The sequence below is a fragment of the Brucella pituitosa genome (assembly GCF_965577835.1).
Lineage (GTDB): Bacteria > Pseudomonadota > Alphaproteobacteria > Rhizobiales > Rhizobiaceae > Brucella > Brucella pituitosa.
In genome coordinates, this window is record NZ_OZ264093.1 from 204130 (window position 1) to 218084 (window position 13955).

A 13955-nucleotide genomic window follows, 5' to 3' on the forward strand; every position below is an offset into this window, starting at 1 on the left:
AATGTTGCCCTCATATCGCTCTCTGGATATCAAATGATAAGACTGATAATATTGTATATAGCTGTTCATTAGATTCACAGGTGATGTTTTGGATAATCGTTTCGGTGAAATGGAAGTTTTCGCGCGTGCCGTGGCGACGGGCAGTTTTTCCGCTGCCGCGCGTCAACTCAACATGACGCCTTCAGCAATCAGCCGCCTTGTCTCGCGGCTGGAAGATCGCCTGCAGGTGCGATTGCTGGTGCGGTCCACACGCAGTCTGACCCCAACACCGGAAGGCGAGTTCTATCTGGCGGAAGCACGCAGCCTGCTCGACAAACTCACAGAAATGGAAGCTCGGATTACCGATGGTGCACAGGCAGCCGTGCGCGGTCCGTTGCGGGTCAGTTCAACAGTTGGCTTCGGTGCAACGGTGATCATGCCGCTGGTGCCGGAGTTTCTGAAGCTTTATCCAGAGGTCGAACTCGACATAACGCTCAACGACAGCATTATCGATCTCTGGCAGGAGCGCACCGATCTGGCAATCCGCTCAGGTGCGTTGAAGGATTCGGCTTTAAAAGCCCGCCCCATCACACTGATGCGACGGCTGGTGGTGGCCTCGCCCGGCTATCTGGAAAAACATGGTACGCCTCAAAGGCCCGAGGATCTGAAAACGCATAATTGCCTGCGCTATAATTTCCAGCCAAGTGAATGGGAGTTTGCTGATCCCGAAACAGGTGAGAGCGTTCGACAGGTGGTTTCCGGCAATTTTCTTGGCAGTGACGGCACCATCCTCAGACGTATTTGCATCGAAGACGGCGGTTTGATGAAGACCGGCGAACATACTGTTGCCAACGATCTGGCAACCGGGCGACTGGTAGAGGTGCTTGCGGAATGGTCACCTGCGGAGCCCGAGAAAATCCATGCAGTTTTCCCCGGCCACCCTCACCTTGCCGCACGCATTCGCGCCTTTATCGACTTCCTTGCGGCAAAACTTTAAGCATGGAGCGACATCCTTTCCGAAAATCATTCACGATTTCCGGGCCGATGCGAGAGCCCAGGCCAGGTAGGGCGCACCAACGAGTGCTGCAAAAAGGCCCAGAGGCAATTCATAGGGGAAAGTCACATTGCGCGAACCAAGATCGGCAATCACCATAAAAAGCGCTCCGAGCACGGCTGATGCAATCACATGCGATTGTGCCTGATCAAAGCCCATACGGCGCGTCATATGCGGTGCCATCAGCCCCACGAAGCTCAAAGGTCCGACCAGCAGCGATGCGGCGGCACTGGCGATTGCGGCAAGCAGGATCGTCAGTATTCGCGCAGCCCGCACCGGCAAGCCTAGCGAGACCGGAATCGTCTGCCCCAACGGCAGGATCGTCAGCCAGCGGGAAGCAAGCAATGCCAGCCCAATCACACCGAACGTCAGCACGACAAGGAAAAGCGAGCTTTCCGGCGTTGCCGTCGCCGATGACCCACTGAGCCATGCAAGGATTTGCCATGAGCGCTGATCGCCTATGGACAGGAAGATACTCAATATGGCTGAAGCGAGCGAACCCACCGAGATACCGGCAAGCAGCAGGCGTGCGGATGACAATCTTCTGCTGCTCGCAAAGCTCAAGACCACAAGCACGGCAATCAATGCGCCAATGCCCGCGCAAAGCAGCAGTTGCGCATTGTTCGGTGCCGCAAAAATCGTGAGTGCCATCGCAAAGCCTATGCCCGCTCCGCCACTGACGCCTATCACTTCAGGGCTTGCAAGGGGATTACCAGTCAGACGCTGCAGGACGGCTCCCGCCAGCGCAAGCAGGCTACCGGCAGCAGCGGCGGCCAAAAGGCGCGGCCAGCGCAGAGGCAAAATATCGCGGAGATTTTCACCCATCAGAAGCAGCCAGCCTTGCGGCGTTCGCGCCAGTGCGAGAGCAAAAAATGCTGCAACCAGCAACGCCGCGAGCAGCGCAGCTAGTTTCACATTGGATGCACGCTTGATGACATGTACAGGCGAAGACTGTTGCGATGTGGCTGTGCGAACACGCGGAATGAGCCACAGCAGCAAAGGCCCGCCTATCAGTGCTGTGACGGCACCTGTCGGGAACGTTTCGCCAAGATTGGCACCGAAAAACTGTACCGCTCCATCGCAGATCCAGAGCAGCACGGCACCAGCAAAGGGCGACGCCAGCAGGATTGAACCCGGCTTTCTGACGCCGAAGCCACGCACGATTGCAGGGGCCGCCAGACCGATGAAACTGACAAGACCGACATTGGCCGCAACGCCAGCGCTCAGCACCACCGCAACGGCAACGACCGCCACACGCAGCCATGCCAGCGGAACACCCAGCGAGCGAGCGCTGCTATCGCCAAGGCCTGCAAGCGTCAGCGGACGGCTCAGCATGATTGCGGCAATGAGGCAGGCAAGGAATTGCAGGGCAAGCGCCACCGTAGACGACCAGTCCTGCTGGCTCAGCGAGCCACCATTCCATGTCACAAGCGACATGAGATACTGGCCCTGCGATAGCGTCATTGCAGCGGAGAGTGCGCTGCAGGTTACGCCGATCAGAAGGCCTGAAACGACCATCGTGACCGGCTCAAGCCGGTTGCGCCAGCCAAGCAGAAAGACGATTGCAGTCGCAATACCGGCACCTGAAAGCGCCACCACCCAACGAAACTGATCCAGCACAGCAGGGAAGAAAAGCGTTGCCGTAACGATCGCCAGCTGTGCACCCGACGACACGCCAAGCGTCGATGGGTCGGCAATCGGATTGTTCAGAAGCCTCTGCAACAAGGCACCGGCCAATCCGAGTGCTGCGCCGGCAAAAATCGCAACCGAGGCACGCGGAAACAGCGCATAGGCCAGAATGACCTGTTCGGTGGTCATATTTTGCGGATTAAACGGCAGCGCAGGCCACTCGCCAAATGGCAGAAATGCGTTGGCGTTCCAGAGGAACAGCACAAGAGCAATTACAACGCCGATTAAAGCGCTCGAAATGAGTTTGCCAGTGGTCACAGGGATGTCTCCCCGCTTGCCTGCAAGGCATCTTTCAGAAGCCGGGCAAACCGCAATCCCGCAGTTATGCCGCCATAGGGATTGATGTTATCAAGCATATAAACCCGGCCTTCCCGAACGGGCTTAAGCGACCGCCATATCACGCTGTTGCGCAGACCATTGCGCGATTCAACCGGAATATCCGAGATGATTATGATGCGTGCATCAGGATTTGCCGCCAGATTTTCCAGCGGAACTGGTGCCGCAAATGTAAAGCGCGAACGATCCGTCCAGGCATTCGGCAAGCCTAGCCTTTCCAGCACATCACCGAACATGCTGTCATTGCCGAAAGCACGGAAGTGGCGCGCGTCGCCAATGTTGATGAGATAGGTCGGGCGGGATGCAAAAGGCTTTAACGCTTCTTTGGTCTCGGCGATAAACTTCGCCTGAACCTCAATGACATTTGCTGCTTTGGCGCTGAGTTCAAGCTTTTCACCGAGCGCCGTTACAGCTTCCAGCGACTTCGCATAAGGCCCCTCGCCATGCACATAAAACGGCAACGACATGATCGGTGCTATCGATTTCAACGCATCCTCATGCTGCGTGTAAAAAGGAGAACTCAGGATCAAGTCTGGCTTGAGCAGATAGAGAAGCTCGAAATTTGGTGAACCGCGCAAACCAAGATCGACGACAGAAGAGGGTATTGGTGGCTCAACTGCATCTTCGCGAAACCGGATAAGCTCAGTTGCCGCTATTGGTGTAACGCCCAATGCCATCAGGCATTCCAGCATAGCCCAGTCGATGGCCGCAATGCGCGAAAATGGGTTGGCGCGCGCCACATTTGGCAAAGCCAAAGCCGCCAGAACGCCAAGGGCTTTCCGGCGGCTTATTTTCAGATCAGAGAATATCGATCCGCGCTGCGGGTCTGTTACCATGTAAATGTCAGCTTGCTCATATAGGTTCTGCCGTCACCATAGTCGCATCCGAAAGAACTGCAACGTGCGATATACTTGGGCGAAGCTCACAGGCGGTTAACAGCTTCATCGCCATGGGCTGACATAGGACGCTCTAACCGTTTGTTTTAACGCGCATCTTTTCCGAAAGCCGTTTCACACTTTTCGGGATACACCCTAAAGATTACCGTTCTCCAGGATGAAATCCACAACCTCCTGCACGCCTTTACCGCGATGGAGGTCGGTAAATCCAAAAGGACGCTTGCCGCGCATCCGCGCTGCGTCACCCTCCATGACATCGAGATCCACATGGACATAGGGTGCGAGATCACTCTTGTTGATGACGAGAAAGTCGGACCGCGTAATACCCGGCCCGCCCTTACGTGGTATTTCCTCGCCCTGACAGACCGAAATTACATAGAGCGTCAGATCAGCCAGATCAGGCGAGAATGTTGCGGCAAGATTGTCACCACCCGATTCGATGAAGACGATATCAAGATCGGGAAACCGCTTGTTCATCTCGGCAATTGCCTGAAGATTGATCGAAGCATCTTCGCGGATTGCCGTGTGCGGACAGCCGCCGGTTTCGACGCCCATGATGCGGTCTTCGGACAAAGCCTGATGCTTTGCGAGGATAAGCGCGTCCTCACGCGTATAGATGTCGTTGGTGATGACCGCGACGGAATATTTATCGCGCAGCGCCTTGCAGAGTTTCTCCGTCAACGTCGTCTTGCCTGAGCCGACAGGGCCGCCAATACCAATACGCAAAGGTCCGTTTTTCTGTGTCATGAGCGGAAAAGCCTCGAATGCTGAGTTTCATGTTTCATGGCCGTGATATCGGCAAGGAACGTTGCAGAGCCAAGGTCATCAAGTGTGGATTGAGCAGCCCGTGCAGCCGTTATTATGAGAGCATTTTCCAAAGCGGCCATCAAGTCGGTCACGCCGCTCTGCCCGGTGACTGACAGCCGGATAGATGCTTGCAGAAGATTAATGCAGTAAGCCTGAAGATAGGCGCTCAACGCTGATGTCAATGGAATGCCATGCACACCAGCGACGGCCCCAACTGCAACGGGGTAAGCACATTCGGACGGCAAGCGCTCGAAAGCCACATGACCCCAGCTTCCGGCAGCGACCATAAATGCAGAGCCTTGCAACATGGTTTCCATATGCCGCTCGCGTGAACCAGCAAGCGCCTCGGCAAGCTCTGCGACCTCCCGCAAATCGCCGCCTGAAACGGCCTGTCGCCAGCTTTCGGCAAACAGCACCGCATCATTCCAGCCGGAGCCATAGGTAACAAGCGATCGCAGCCACGCCTGCAGGCTTTCGACATCGGTGACCAGATCATCATGCACCGCGCGCTCCAGCCCATTGCTGTAGCTGAAAGAACCCACCGGAAAGACCGGCGACAGCCAGGCCATCAGACGTAGCAGTGCAATGTTCTGATCAGTCGTGATCGTGGTGGTGATGGTCATGATGATGATCGTGGTGGTGATGATCATGCGACGAATGCCCGCCGGAATAGGCACCTCGCAATGGGCTGAAGATTTCATTCGTATCCGTGACTTTCGCGCCAAGCCCTTCGAGCATGGCCTTGATCACATGGTCACGCAGAATGAAGATGCGATCAGGTTCGATCTGTGCAGCCAGGTGCCGATTTCCAATGTGCCATGCAAGTTCAGCAATATGGAGCGCATCGCGGCCGCGGACTTCATAAAGCGCTTCGCGGGCAGCACGGATTTCGATTTCGCGCCCATCTTCCAGCACCAACCGGTCGCCATGGTCGAGAACCACAGGCTCGGCAAAATCGACGAAGATTTTCTCTCCATCCTCAAGCGCAATGGCTTTGCGGCGCAGATGACGCTCGTCGCGCTCAAGAATTGCGTGACCAGCAGGCACAGCATCTATCACTTCGTGAGCACGGATTATCGATTTTACTTTTATCATTTCAAACCTTCAATACAGGAAGTAGCGTTGTGCCATCGGGACGACATCGACCGGTTCGCAGGTCAAAAGCTCGCCATTGGCACGCACTTCATAGGTTTCTGGATCGACTTCCATTTGTGGCATCGCATCGTTCAAAATCATCGAGTGTTTGCCAATGCCATCGCGCGTATTCTTCACTGCAATCATTTGTTTGTCGACACCAATCATCTCACGCAATCCCGCATTCATCGCAGCATCAGATACGAATGTAACCGAGCTGTTGGTGCGTGCCTTGCCGAACGAACCGAACATCGGCCTGTAATGCATGGGTTGTGGCGTCGGGATGGATGCATTCGGGTCGCCCATCGGCGCGGTCGCGATCCAACCACCAAGCAAAACGAAGTCCGGCTTCACGCCAAAGAATGCCGGATTCCACAACACCAGATCAGCGCGCTTTCCAACTTCCACCGAGCCTATCTCATGCGACATGCCATGAGCGATTGCCGGATTGATCGTATATTTCGCCACATAACGGCGAACGCGATAATTATCATTACCCGGTGCATCGTCGGAAAGAGAACCACGTTGTCGTTTCATTTTATCGGCAGTTTGCCAACAGCGGATGACCATTTCGCCAACACGACCCATTGCCTGACTGTCGGACGAAATAATCGAGAAAGCTCCCATGTCGTGCAGAATATCTTCCGCCGCGATTGTCTCCTTACGGATACGACTTTCAGCAAAGGCAATGTCTTCAGGAATGGATGGCGACAGGTGATGGCAAACCATCAGCATGTCGAGATGCTCGGAAATCGTATTAACCGTATAAGGCCGCGTCGGGTTGGTCGATGCTGGCAACACATTCGGATATTGGCAGACGCGGATGATATCTGGCGCGTGCCCACCACCTGCACCTTCCGTGTGAAATGAGTGGATCGTGCGGCCTTTGAAAGCCGCAAGCGTGTCTTCGACAAAGCCCGATTCATTGAGCGTATCAGTGTGAATTGCCACCTGCACATCAAAACGATCTGCGACTGCAAGGCAATTATCGATAGATGACGGTGTTGTGCCCCAGTCCTCATGCAGTTTCAGACCACAGGCGCCAGCAAGCACCATTTCCTCAAGCGCGCCCGGTAGCGAAGCATTGCCCTTACCAAAGACACCGAAATTCATCGCCATGCCGTCAAAGGACTGAATAAGACGGGCAATATTCCACGGCCCCGGCGTGCAGGTGGTTGCAAGCGTGCCATGCGCAGGACCCGTACCCCCGCCGATCATACAAGTGACGCCGGAAGTAAGTGCTTCTTCCACCTGCTGCGGCGAAATGAAGTGAATGTGCGAATCTATTGCGCCCGCCGTCAGAATACGGCCTTCGCCTGCAATAATCTCCGTACCCGGCCCGATGATAATCGTCACACCTGGCTGAGTGTCGGGATTCCCTGCTTTACCGATGCCCGCAATGCGCCCATCAAGCAGCCCGACGTCAGCCTTGTAGATGCCAGTGTGATCGAGGATCAGCGCATTGGTGATGACGGTATCCATCGCACCTTGCGCGCGTGACAACTGGCTTTGTCCCATGCCGTCACGGATCACCTTGCCGCCCCCGAACTTAACCTCCTCACCATAAACAGTCAGGTCTTTCTCAACTTCGATGAACAGCTCCGTATCAGCAAGCCGAACCTTGTCGCCGGTCGTTGGCCCGAACATTTGCGCATAGGTTGCGCGACTAATTCTGGCAGGCATGAAATTCCCCTTTTCCCGAGGTTAGAGCTTGCCCATGACAAGCTGACGGAAACCATAAATCTCGCGCTTCCCGCAGATCGGCACCAGCGTCACGTCACGCTCCTGCCCCGGCTCGAAGCGCACAGCCGTGCCCGCTGCAATATCGAGTCTTAAACCCCGTGCCTGTTCGCGATCAAAAGACAGCGCCGCATTGACCTCATAGAAATGATAATGGCTGCCCACCTGGATCGGCCGATCCCCCGTATTGGCGACTTTGATAGTTACAATCGGCTGCCCCTGATTAAGCTCCATCTCGCCATCAACCGTAATGATTTCTCCGGGTATCATCGCTCACCTCATCCAGCCATCAGCATGAGACCGCCAAGTGCCGTCGCACCACCTGCAACGCGCAGTGCAAGACGTCCGTTTTGCCCGGCCATCAAACGCCCGGCAGCAAGGCCCATGCCAATGCCTGCGGCATGAAGCAGGATCGTCGCCAATGCGAAACCAGCACCATAGGAGAGGAAAGCCGCCCCACCGATTTCGCCGCCATGAGCATGACCGTGGAAGAATGCGAAGAAGCCGACAATCATGGCACTGGCAACCGCCGAGACTGGAAGCGCCAAAGCGACCAGCAGACCAATCACAACCACCGAAGCGAGGATAACAGGTTCAACGAATGGCACTGGAAGGCCAGCGAGTGCCGCAACAAAGCCGAGCAGCATTAGGCCGACAAAGGCCGCAGGCACGGCGAACAGCGCCCGCCCACCGAGCATTGCAGCCCATAGACCAACTGCTACCATCGCTAGTATATGATCAGCACCCGAAAGAGGATGCGTGAAGCCCGCAGCAAATGAGCCATGCTCTGCAGGGTTCAAATGCGCGAAAGCCGGACTTGCGGTGAGCGCCATTACTGCCGCAGGAAATATTGATTTCTTCATTTTCATTCCCTCTTTTGTGTCTTCTCGCTCTAGTATGGCGCACCCGAAATTCGTACAAACGGTTGCTTTATAGTGTGACGAATTTCGGGTTCGCCATACTGGTATGATATTGAATCTAGTGTGGTTTACGGATCTGAACTTCAAATCCACCACACTAGAGTATTTCCTGTTTTTCTTGAATCATTGGAAATGCTCTATCTCTTTGTTTTTCTCGCATTAGCCGACGCAAAACCGCTTCGCACTTTTGCTGGAAATGCTCTAGCGAATTGGTTCGTGCACGGTGACTAGCTTGGTGCCGTCAGGGAAGGTCGCTTCGACCTGAATGTCGTGGATCATCTCGGCCACACCTCCCATCACCTGTTCACGCGTAATGACATGCGCTCCAGCTTCCATGAGATCCGCGACGGAACGCCCATCACGCGCGCCCTCCACCACGAAATCGCTGATCAGCGCGATTGCCTCAGGATGATTGAGCTTCACACCGCGTTCCAGACGACGGCGTGCGACCGAGGCGGCCATGGCGATCAGAAGCTTGTCTTTTTCTCTTGGCGTCAAATTCATAACTTTGTTCCAAATCGTTTTTCATGAAAGGCGGCACAGCCGCACCCATCTTAAAGTGACCAAACTTTAGGCAGCCCTGCCTTTCCATTAAGCAGCGCCAACAACGGCACCAATCGCTTACGCAGCTCATAGCTATCCGGGGCAATGAGCCGAACAATCAGCTTGGGCGCTTGGTTCGCATCCACAAGGCTGCAACCGCCATCCTCACTCACAATCGTCAGCGCCGTATCAAGATGCCGTTCGGCCTGCTCCGAAACCATCAAAACCGTGGCAATTGCCAACGCCTTATTTGCCACCGCCCGCGCCTGCAATTGCTCTGCAACGTCCGGCCCAAGGCGCAATTCCTCCGCATGGATCAATCGCCCCTCCTGCCGCACACGCCAGCGATCATGAAACAAGGCGCGCTCAACCGTTTCGCCCATGGCAAGACGCCCAAACACATTTGCTTCCACCACCAGAAGCTCCGCACCTTTCTCCATCTCGATATCGAGCCTGCGCGTGAGCGCAGACTGGTTGAACAGAATGGTCTCCTGTGGGAGCCATGCAAGACGTGTGCCTTTTGCAAGTTTAAGACTTGTTGCAATGCGGGCCTCGCCGCCGCCAGAACGATAGATCCGCTCGCAAGCTTGTGTGGTAACGACAGCAGATGCATTTCCGCTCAGTTCCACATCCCATCTCAGACGGTCGCCGCCGGTCAAACCACCCGATGTATTGATGAGGATAGCCTCAAGTGGATCAGTTGCCGTTCGCGGCATACGGATCTTGGCTGCACCCTCCTGATAAAGTCCTGCAACACGCGTGCGCCCTTCCTTGAACTGAAGCGACAATTGCCCCAGCCCATTAGCGCGTTGCGTTGAAAGCGCTTTCAGATGATCATTTGCTATTGTCATGTTCCGATGATGCTCTCGCCTTCTCGCTCTCAGGAAGCGAATTTCATGCCAAAGGAACTGCCGTCCATTTTGAACCAAAAAACCCGCCTTCATTTCTGAAAGCGGGTTTCATTTGGTTTTGAATGACGGTTAGAGCACCGTGCGTCCTTTCGGACACACGGTGCTCTAAATTATTGAATCTATGCATCGTGCTTTCCAAAAATCGTTTTCGATTTCTGGACCGATGCTCCAGGCCTATTCTGGCTTGATCGTCTTGAGAAGATCGGCAATCGAAACTTCGACCGTTGGGCGAATATCCTTCCGCCACAGGGCAAAAGCCACATTGGCTTCAATGAAGCCGGACTTTGAGCCGCAGTCGAATGTCCGACCATGATAATCGAAGCCAAAGAACTTCTGTGCATCGGCAAGCTTCAGCATCGCATCAGTCAGCTGAATTTCATTGCCAGCCCCCTTCTCCTGCTTGCTCAGCAGCTCGAAGATTTCCGGCTGAAGGATATAGCGGCCATTGATATAGAGATTGGAAGGTGCCGTGCCCTTGGCAGGCTTTTCAACCATCTGGTTGATTTCAAAGCCGTTGCCAATGGCATTGCCCTTGCCGACAATACCGTATTTATGCGCTTCTTCAGGGTCGCACTCCTGAACCGCGATGACATTGCCTCCGGTCTGCTCATAAAGCTCGACCATTTCCTTGAGACAACCCTTCTTCGACTGCATGACCATATCCGGCAGAAGCAGTGCAAAAGGCTCGTCGCCAACCAGTTCGCGCGCGCACCAGACCGCATGGCCAAGACCGAGCGGAACCTGCTGGCGGGTAAAGCTGGTGGTGCCGGGCTGTGGCTGCAATTCCTGCAGGTGCTCCAGCTCTGCCTTCTTGCCACGTTCGGCAAGCGTGGAATAGAGCTCCACCTGTGCATCGAAATAATCTTCGATCACAGCCTTGTTGCGTCCGGTGACGAAAATCAGATGTTCGATACCCGCTTCGCGTGCCTCATCCACCACATATTGGATGACGGGTTTGTCGACAACGGTGAGCATTTCCTTGGGGATGGACTTGGTCGCTGGAAGAAAGCGGGTCCCAAGACCGGCGACGGGGAAAACTGCCTTACGGATTTTGCGGATCGAACTCATTCGTCTCCTCGATTTGTTACAAACAGCGTTGCGCTATCAAAGCATTGAAACCATTGCATTTCAAATACGGCGTTTTCATTAAGGAATGGCGAAGTTCTGTCTTTTCCCCCATCACATTCGATGACCTTACCTTAATCTTACTTGATTCAAAAATTCCTTGAAACTTTCTGCAATTTTTCCGCCAATCTCGCCATGGTAAACCAAATGCTAACCTGAAGCCTCTAATGTGAACCTGAAAAGGGTCGGCCCCAAATTCAACACTGGATAGTATTAACAACTTGATGCAATCTGATTGAAGCAGGCCCGGCATGACAGGCAACTCGCCGTTCGACACGGCAGAAACATGATTGCAGAAGGGAAACACAGAATGCTGCGATTTCCATTCACTCTGGGACGAGGAATGCGCGCCAGGATTACAGCGACCGTTGCGGTGGCAATGCTCGTATCTGGCCTGACGACAGGCAGCGCTTTTGCTGATGCCAATTTCCGAAAATGGGTTTCCAGTTTCCGCACCACAGCTATCCAGAATGGCGTATCACCATCGACATTCGACCGCGCCTTCAGAGGTGTCGATTCGCCCGATCCGGAAGTACTGCGCAAAGCGCGCTTTCAGCCGGAGTTCAGCGAGCCTGTCTGGAACTATATCGACAATCGCGTGAATGAGCATTCCGTGGCTGTCGGCCAGAGCATGGCGAAAAAATGGGGCCCATGGCTCCAGCGCATCGAACAGCGCTTTTCTGTTGACCGCAATATCCTGCTGGCCATCTGGTCGATGGAAAGCAATTACGGTGAGATTCTCAAGCGTGACGATGTCATGATGGACACGATCCGTTCGCTTGCCACGCTGGCCTATGCTGATCAGCGCCGTGCCAAGTTTGGTCGCACACAGCTCATTGCCGCGATGAAAATTCTCCAGACCGGCGATATTGACCGCGGCCACCTGACCGGCTCCTGGGCAGGTGCGATGGGCCACACGCAGTTCATTCCGACAAGCTATCAGGCGTATGCCGTCGACATGGATGGCAACGGCAAGCGCGACATCTGGAACTCGGTTCCCGATGCGCTTGGTACTGCCGCAAATCTTCTGCACCGCAATGGCTGGCAGCCGGGCCGCACATGGGGCTACGAAGTTGTCCTTCCTGCCGGTCGCAAATTCCCATCTGGTTCGCTCTCGGCCGCCGAATGGCAACGACTTGGTGTCGTTCGTGCCAATGGCCGTCCTTTCCCGGATGCCAATGAGAAGGTTACACTGAAAGTTCTCGACGGACGCCAGGGACCGGCTTTCCTGATGGCCAAGAACTTCTCCGTCATCAAGCGCTATAACAATGCCGATAAATATGCTCTTGCCGTCGGCCTGCTTGCGGATCGAATCGGTGGTTATCAGGGTCTGCGTCAGGACTGGAACCGCCCGTTCACCCCAATCACCATGAACGAGCGCGAAGAATTACAGACGCATCTCAAGGCGCTCGGCTATTACGATGGCAATATTGACGGCAAGATTGGTGCTACATCGCGCAAGGCAATTGAAGCCTTCCAGCAGCGCAATGGCCTGCAGCCTGACGGACATCCAAGCAAGGAAGTGCTGACAGTTCTTCGTCGCCGTTAAGCGTTTTGCGATACAATCGGGAGCGCACATCAGATGTGCTCTCCTTTTTCTTCTTGGCAAAGGGCGGTACAATCCTCAACGCAGGAAGGTGAAACCAATGCAGGCAAGCCAGTTCAAAAGCAAAGCAAGCGGCGTTCTGATGACGATGCTCGTTGCCTTTGCGATGATGCTGACTGCCATGTCTTCCGCATCGGCACAAGAACGCCCACGCACGCTTTTCGATCTTCTCTTCGGCTCAAAACAAGCGCAGCCACAACGCCAATATGAACAGCCGAAACCCAAAAGAACACGCCCGGCCAAACCTAAGCGCACAGCAAAGCCTGTAAATGCCGCCGCCCGGTCAGCAAGCATTCCGGACATAAAACCCGAAGTGAATTTCGTTGAAAAGAATCCCAACGCCAAAAAGGTTCTGGTCGTCGGCGATTTTATCGGCAACGGTCTTGCGGAAGGGCTCGACGTTGCCTTTGCGCCCAGTGCAGGCATACGGATCGTGAGCCGCATCAATGGCTCATCCGGCTTTGTGCGCGATGACCATTTCGACTGGCCCGCAAATATCGGAAAAATTCTCGATGAGGAAAAGCCTGCAGCCGTGGTCGTGATGATTGGCTCAAACGACCGGCAGGCGATCACCGCAAAAGGGCAGAGTTTGGCCGCCCGCTCCCCAGAATGGACAGCGGAATATCAAAGCCGCGTTTCCAAATTCATGAAGGAAATCACGGATAAAAACTACCCACTGATCTGGGTTGGACAGCCGCCATTTCGTCCTCGTGGCATGTCGCAGGATATGCTGGCACTCAATGAAATCTACCGCTCAACATCTGAAAAAGCTGGCGCAAAATTTGTTGATGTATGGGACGGTTTTGTTGATGAAGAAGGCAATTTCAGCCAAACCGGCTTTGATATCAACGGCCAGACAGCGCGTCTGCGCGGCAATGACGGGATAAACACTACATCCGCAGGCAAACGCAAACTCGCTTTCTATGCGGAAAAGCCTTTGAAAGCGCTCTTCGGCGATGTTCGGGACAATGAGCAACTGTTGCCAACCGCTGGAAAACAGGACCCTTTAAAACCCGTGGATCGGATTGCTCCGGTGAGTCTGCGCGACATCGACCGCGACGATAGCGGGGTTTTGCTGGGTGGAGCACTGGCTTCTCGCAAGAAAGATGACAAAAAACCGTCCAACGAGCAAAAACCGACCCATGGTCGTGCCGATGATTTCTCGTGGCCGCCGAAAAACGTAAATCCCTGAATAATAAGATTAATAGCAATGAA

Annotated in this window: 14 protein-coding genes; 3 read left to right on the forward strand and 11 right to left on the reverse strand. The window is 54.6% G+C overall.

Annotated features, from left to right (window positions below):
• Positions 1 to 88 precede the first annotated feature (88 nt).
• The gene (locus tag ACSME1_RS12300; protein ID WP_024895964.1) at positions 89 to 976 is read left to right on the forward strand and encodes a LysR family transcriptional regulator; all 888 of its coding nucleotides are present in this window, start codon (positions 89 to 91) and stop codon (positions 974 to 976) included.
• Between the two features lie 30 nt (positions 977 to 1006).
• Here ACSME1_RS12300 and fhuB read toward each other — a convergent pair whose 3' ends face one another.
• The 11 genes from fhuB to galU all read right to left on the reverse strand — a co-directional run bounded on the left by fhuB (position 1007) and on the right by galU (position 11077).
• Positions 1007 to 2947 (reverse strand): Fe(3+)-hydroxamate ABC transporter permease FhuB, encoded by a 1941-nt coding sequence (gene fhuB, locus ACSME1_RS12305; protein ID WP_435655446.1) that lies wholly within the window; start codon positions 2945 to 2947, stop codon positions 1007 to 1009.
• 29 nt (positions 2948 to 2976) lie between these two features.
• The gene (locus ACSME1_RS12310; RefSeq protein ID WP_024895966.1) at positions 2977 to 3894 is read right to left on the reverse strand and encodes an iron-siderophore ABC transporter substrate-binding protein; all 918 of its coding nucleotides are present in this window, start codon (positions 3892 to 3894) and stop codon (positions 2977 to 2979) included.
• 195 nt (positions 3895 to 4089) lie between these two features.
• Positions 4090 to 4701 (reverse strand): urease accessory protein UreG, encoded by a 612-nt coding sequence (ureG, locus tag ACSME1_RS12315; RefSeq protein ID WP_024895967.1) that lies wholly within the window; start codon positions 4699 to 4701, stop codon positions 4090 to 4092.
• Positions 4698 to 5384, reverse strand: coding sequence for an urease accessory protein UreF (locus tag ACSME1_RS12320; protein ID WP_024895968.1), 687 nt, complete (start codon positions 5382 to 5384; stop codon positions 4698 to 4700). The genes ureG and ACSME1_RS12320 overlap by 4 nt, the downstream gene beginning before the upstream one ends.
• Positions 5356 to 5856 (reverse strand): urease accessory protein UreE, encoded by a 501-nt coding sequence (ureE, locus tag ACSME1_RS12325; protein WP_024895969.1) that lies wholly within the window; start codon positions 5854 to 5856, stop codon positions 5356 to 5358. The genes ACSME1_RS12320 and ureE overlap by 29 nt, the downstream gene beginning before the upstream one ends.
• 9 nt (positions 5857 to 5865) lie before the next feature.
• A complete protein-coding gene (gene ureC, locus ACSME1_RS12330) occupies positions 5866 to 7578 on the reverse strand; it encodes an urease subunit alpha (protein ID WP_024895970.1) in 1713 nt (570 codons plus the stop codon).
• A 21-nt stretch (positions 7579 to 7599) separates the two neighbouring features.
• Positions 7600 to 7905: an urease subunit beta gene (locus ACSME1_RS12335; protein ID WP_024895971.1), complete on the reverse strand. Its 306-nt coding sequence runs from the start codon at positions 7903 to 7905 to the stop codon at positions 7600 to 7602.
• Positions 7906 to 7913: 8 nt separating this feature from the next.
• On the reverse strand, positions 7914 to 8498 hold the full coding sequence (locus ACSME1_RS12340; protein WP_036566632.1) for a HupE/UreJ family protein: 585 nt from the start codon (positions 8496 to 8498) through the stop codon (positions 7914 to 7916).
• Between the two features lie 258 nt (positions 8499 to 8756).
• Complete coding sequence (locus tag ACSME1_RS12345) at positions 8757 to 9059, reverse strand: urease subunit gamma (RefSeq protein WP_024895973.1); 303 nt, start codon at positions 9057 to 9059, stop codon at positions 8757 to 8759.
• A gap of 50 nt (positions 9060 to 9109) precedes the next feature.
• A complete protein-coding gene (locus tag ACSME1_RS12350; RefSeq protein WP_024895974.1) occupies positions 9110 to 9949 on the reverse strand; it encodes an urease accessory protein UreD in 840 nt (279 codons plus the stop codon).
• Between the two features lie 234 nt (positions 9950 to 10183).
• Positions 10184 to 11077: a UTP--glucose-1-phosphate uridylyltransferase GalU gene (gene galU, locus ACSME1_RS12355; protein ID WP_024895975.1), complete on the reverse strand. Its 894-nt coding sequence runs from the start codon at positions 11075 to 11077 to the stop codon at positions 10184 to 10186.
• Positions 11078 to 11444: 367 nt separating this feature from the next.
• On the opposite strand from galU, the gene ACSME1_RS12360 reads away from it, so the two are divergent.
• Positions 11445 to 12683 (forward strand): lytic murein transglycosylase, encoded by a 1239-nt coding sequence (locus tag ACSME1_RS12360; RefSeq protein ID WP_024895976.1) that lies wholly within the window; start codon positions 11445 to 11447, stop codon positions 12681 to 12683.
• Positions 12684 to 12780: 97 nt separating this feature from the next.
• Positions 12781 to 13932: an SGNH/GDSL hydrolase family protein gene (locus ACSME1_RS12365; protein ID WP_024895977.1), complete on the forward strand. Its 1152-nt coding sequence runs from the start codon at positions 12781 to 12783 to the stop codon at positions 13930 to 13932.
• Positions 13933 to 13955: the final 23 nt, after the last annotated feature.

Excerpts from the sequence above, each read along its gene's own strand:
- ACSME1_RS12310 (WP_024895966.1), bottom strand. The coding sequence starts at position 3,894 with ATGGTAACAGACCCGCAGCGCGGATCGATATTCTCTGATCTGAAAATA.
- ureG (WP_024895967.1), bottom strand. The coding sequence starts at position 4,701 with ATGACACAGAAAAACGGACCTTTGCGTATTGGTATTGGCGGCCCTGTC.
- ACSME1_RS12320 (WP_024895968.1), bottom strand. The coding sequence starts at position 5,384 with ATGACCATCACCACCACGATCACGACTGATCAGAACATTGCACTGCTA.
- ureE (WP_024895969.1), bottom strand. The coding sequence starts at position 5,856 with ATGATAAAAGTAAAATCGATAATCCGTGCTCACGAAGTGATAGATGCT.
- ureC (WP_024895970.1), bottom strand. The coding sequence starts at position 7,578 with ATGCCTGCCAGAATTAGTCGCGCAACCTATGCGCAAATGTTCGGGCCA.
- ACSME1_RS12335 (WP_024895971.1), bottom strand. The coding sequence starts at position 7,905 with ATGATACCCGGAGAAATCATTACGGTTGATGGCGAGATGGAGCTTAAT.
- ACSME1_RS12340 (WP_036566632.1), bottom strand. The coding sequence starts at position 8,498 with ATGAAGAAATCAATATTTCCTGCGGCAGTAATGGCGCTCACCGCAAGT.
- ACSME1_RS12345 (WP_024895973.1), bottom strand. The coding sequence starts at position 9,059 with ATGAATTTGACGCCAAGAGAAAAAGACAAGCTTCTGATCGCCATGGCC.
- ACSME1_RS12350 (WP_024895974.1), bottom strand. The coding sequence starts at position 9,949 with ATGACAATAGCAAATGATCATCTGAAAGCGCTTTCAACGCAACGCGCT.
- galU (WP_024895975.1), bottom strand. The coding sequence starts at position 11,077 with ATGAGTTCGATCCGCAAAATCCGTAAGGCAGTTTTCCCCGTCGCCGGT.
- ACSME1_RS12360 (WP_024895976.1), top strand. The coding sequence starts at position 11,445 with ATGCTGCGATTTCCATTCACTCTGGGACGAGGAATGCGCGCCAGGATT.
- ACSME1_RS12365 (WP_024895977.1), top strand. The coding sequence starts at position 12,781 with ATGCAGGCAAGCCAGTTCAAAAGCAAAGCAAGCGGCGTTCTGATGACG.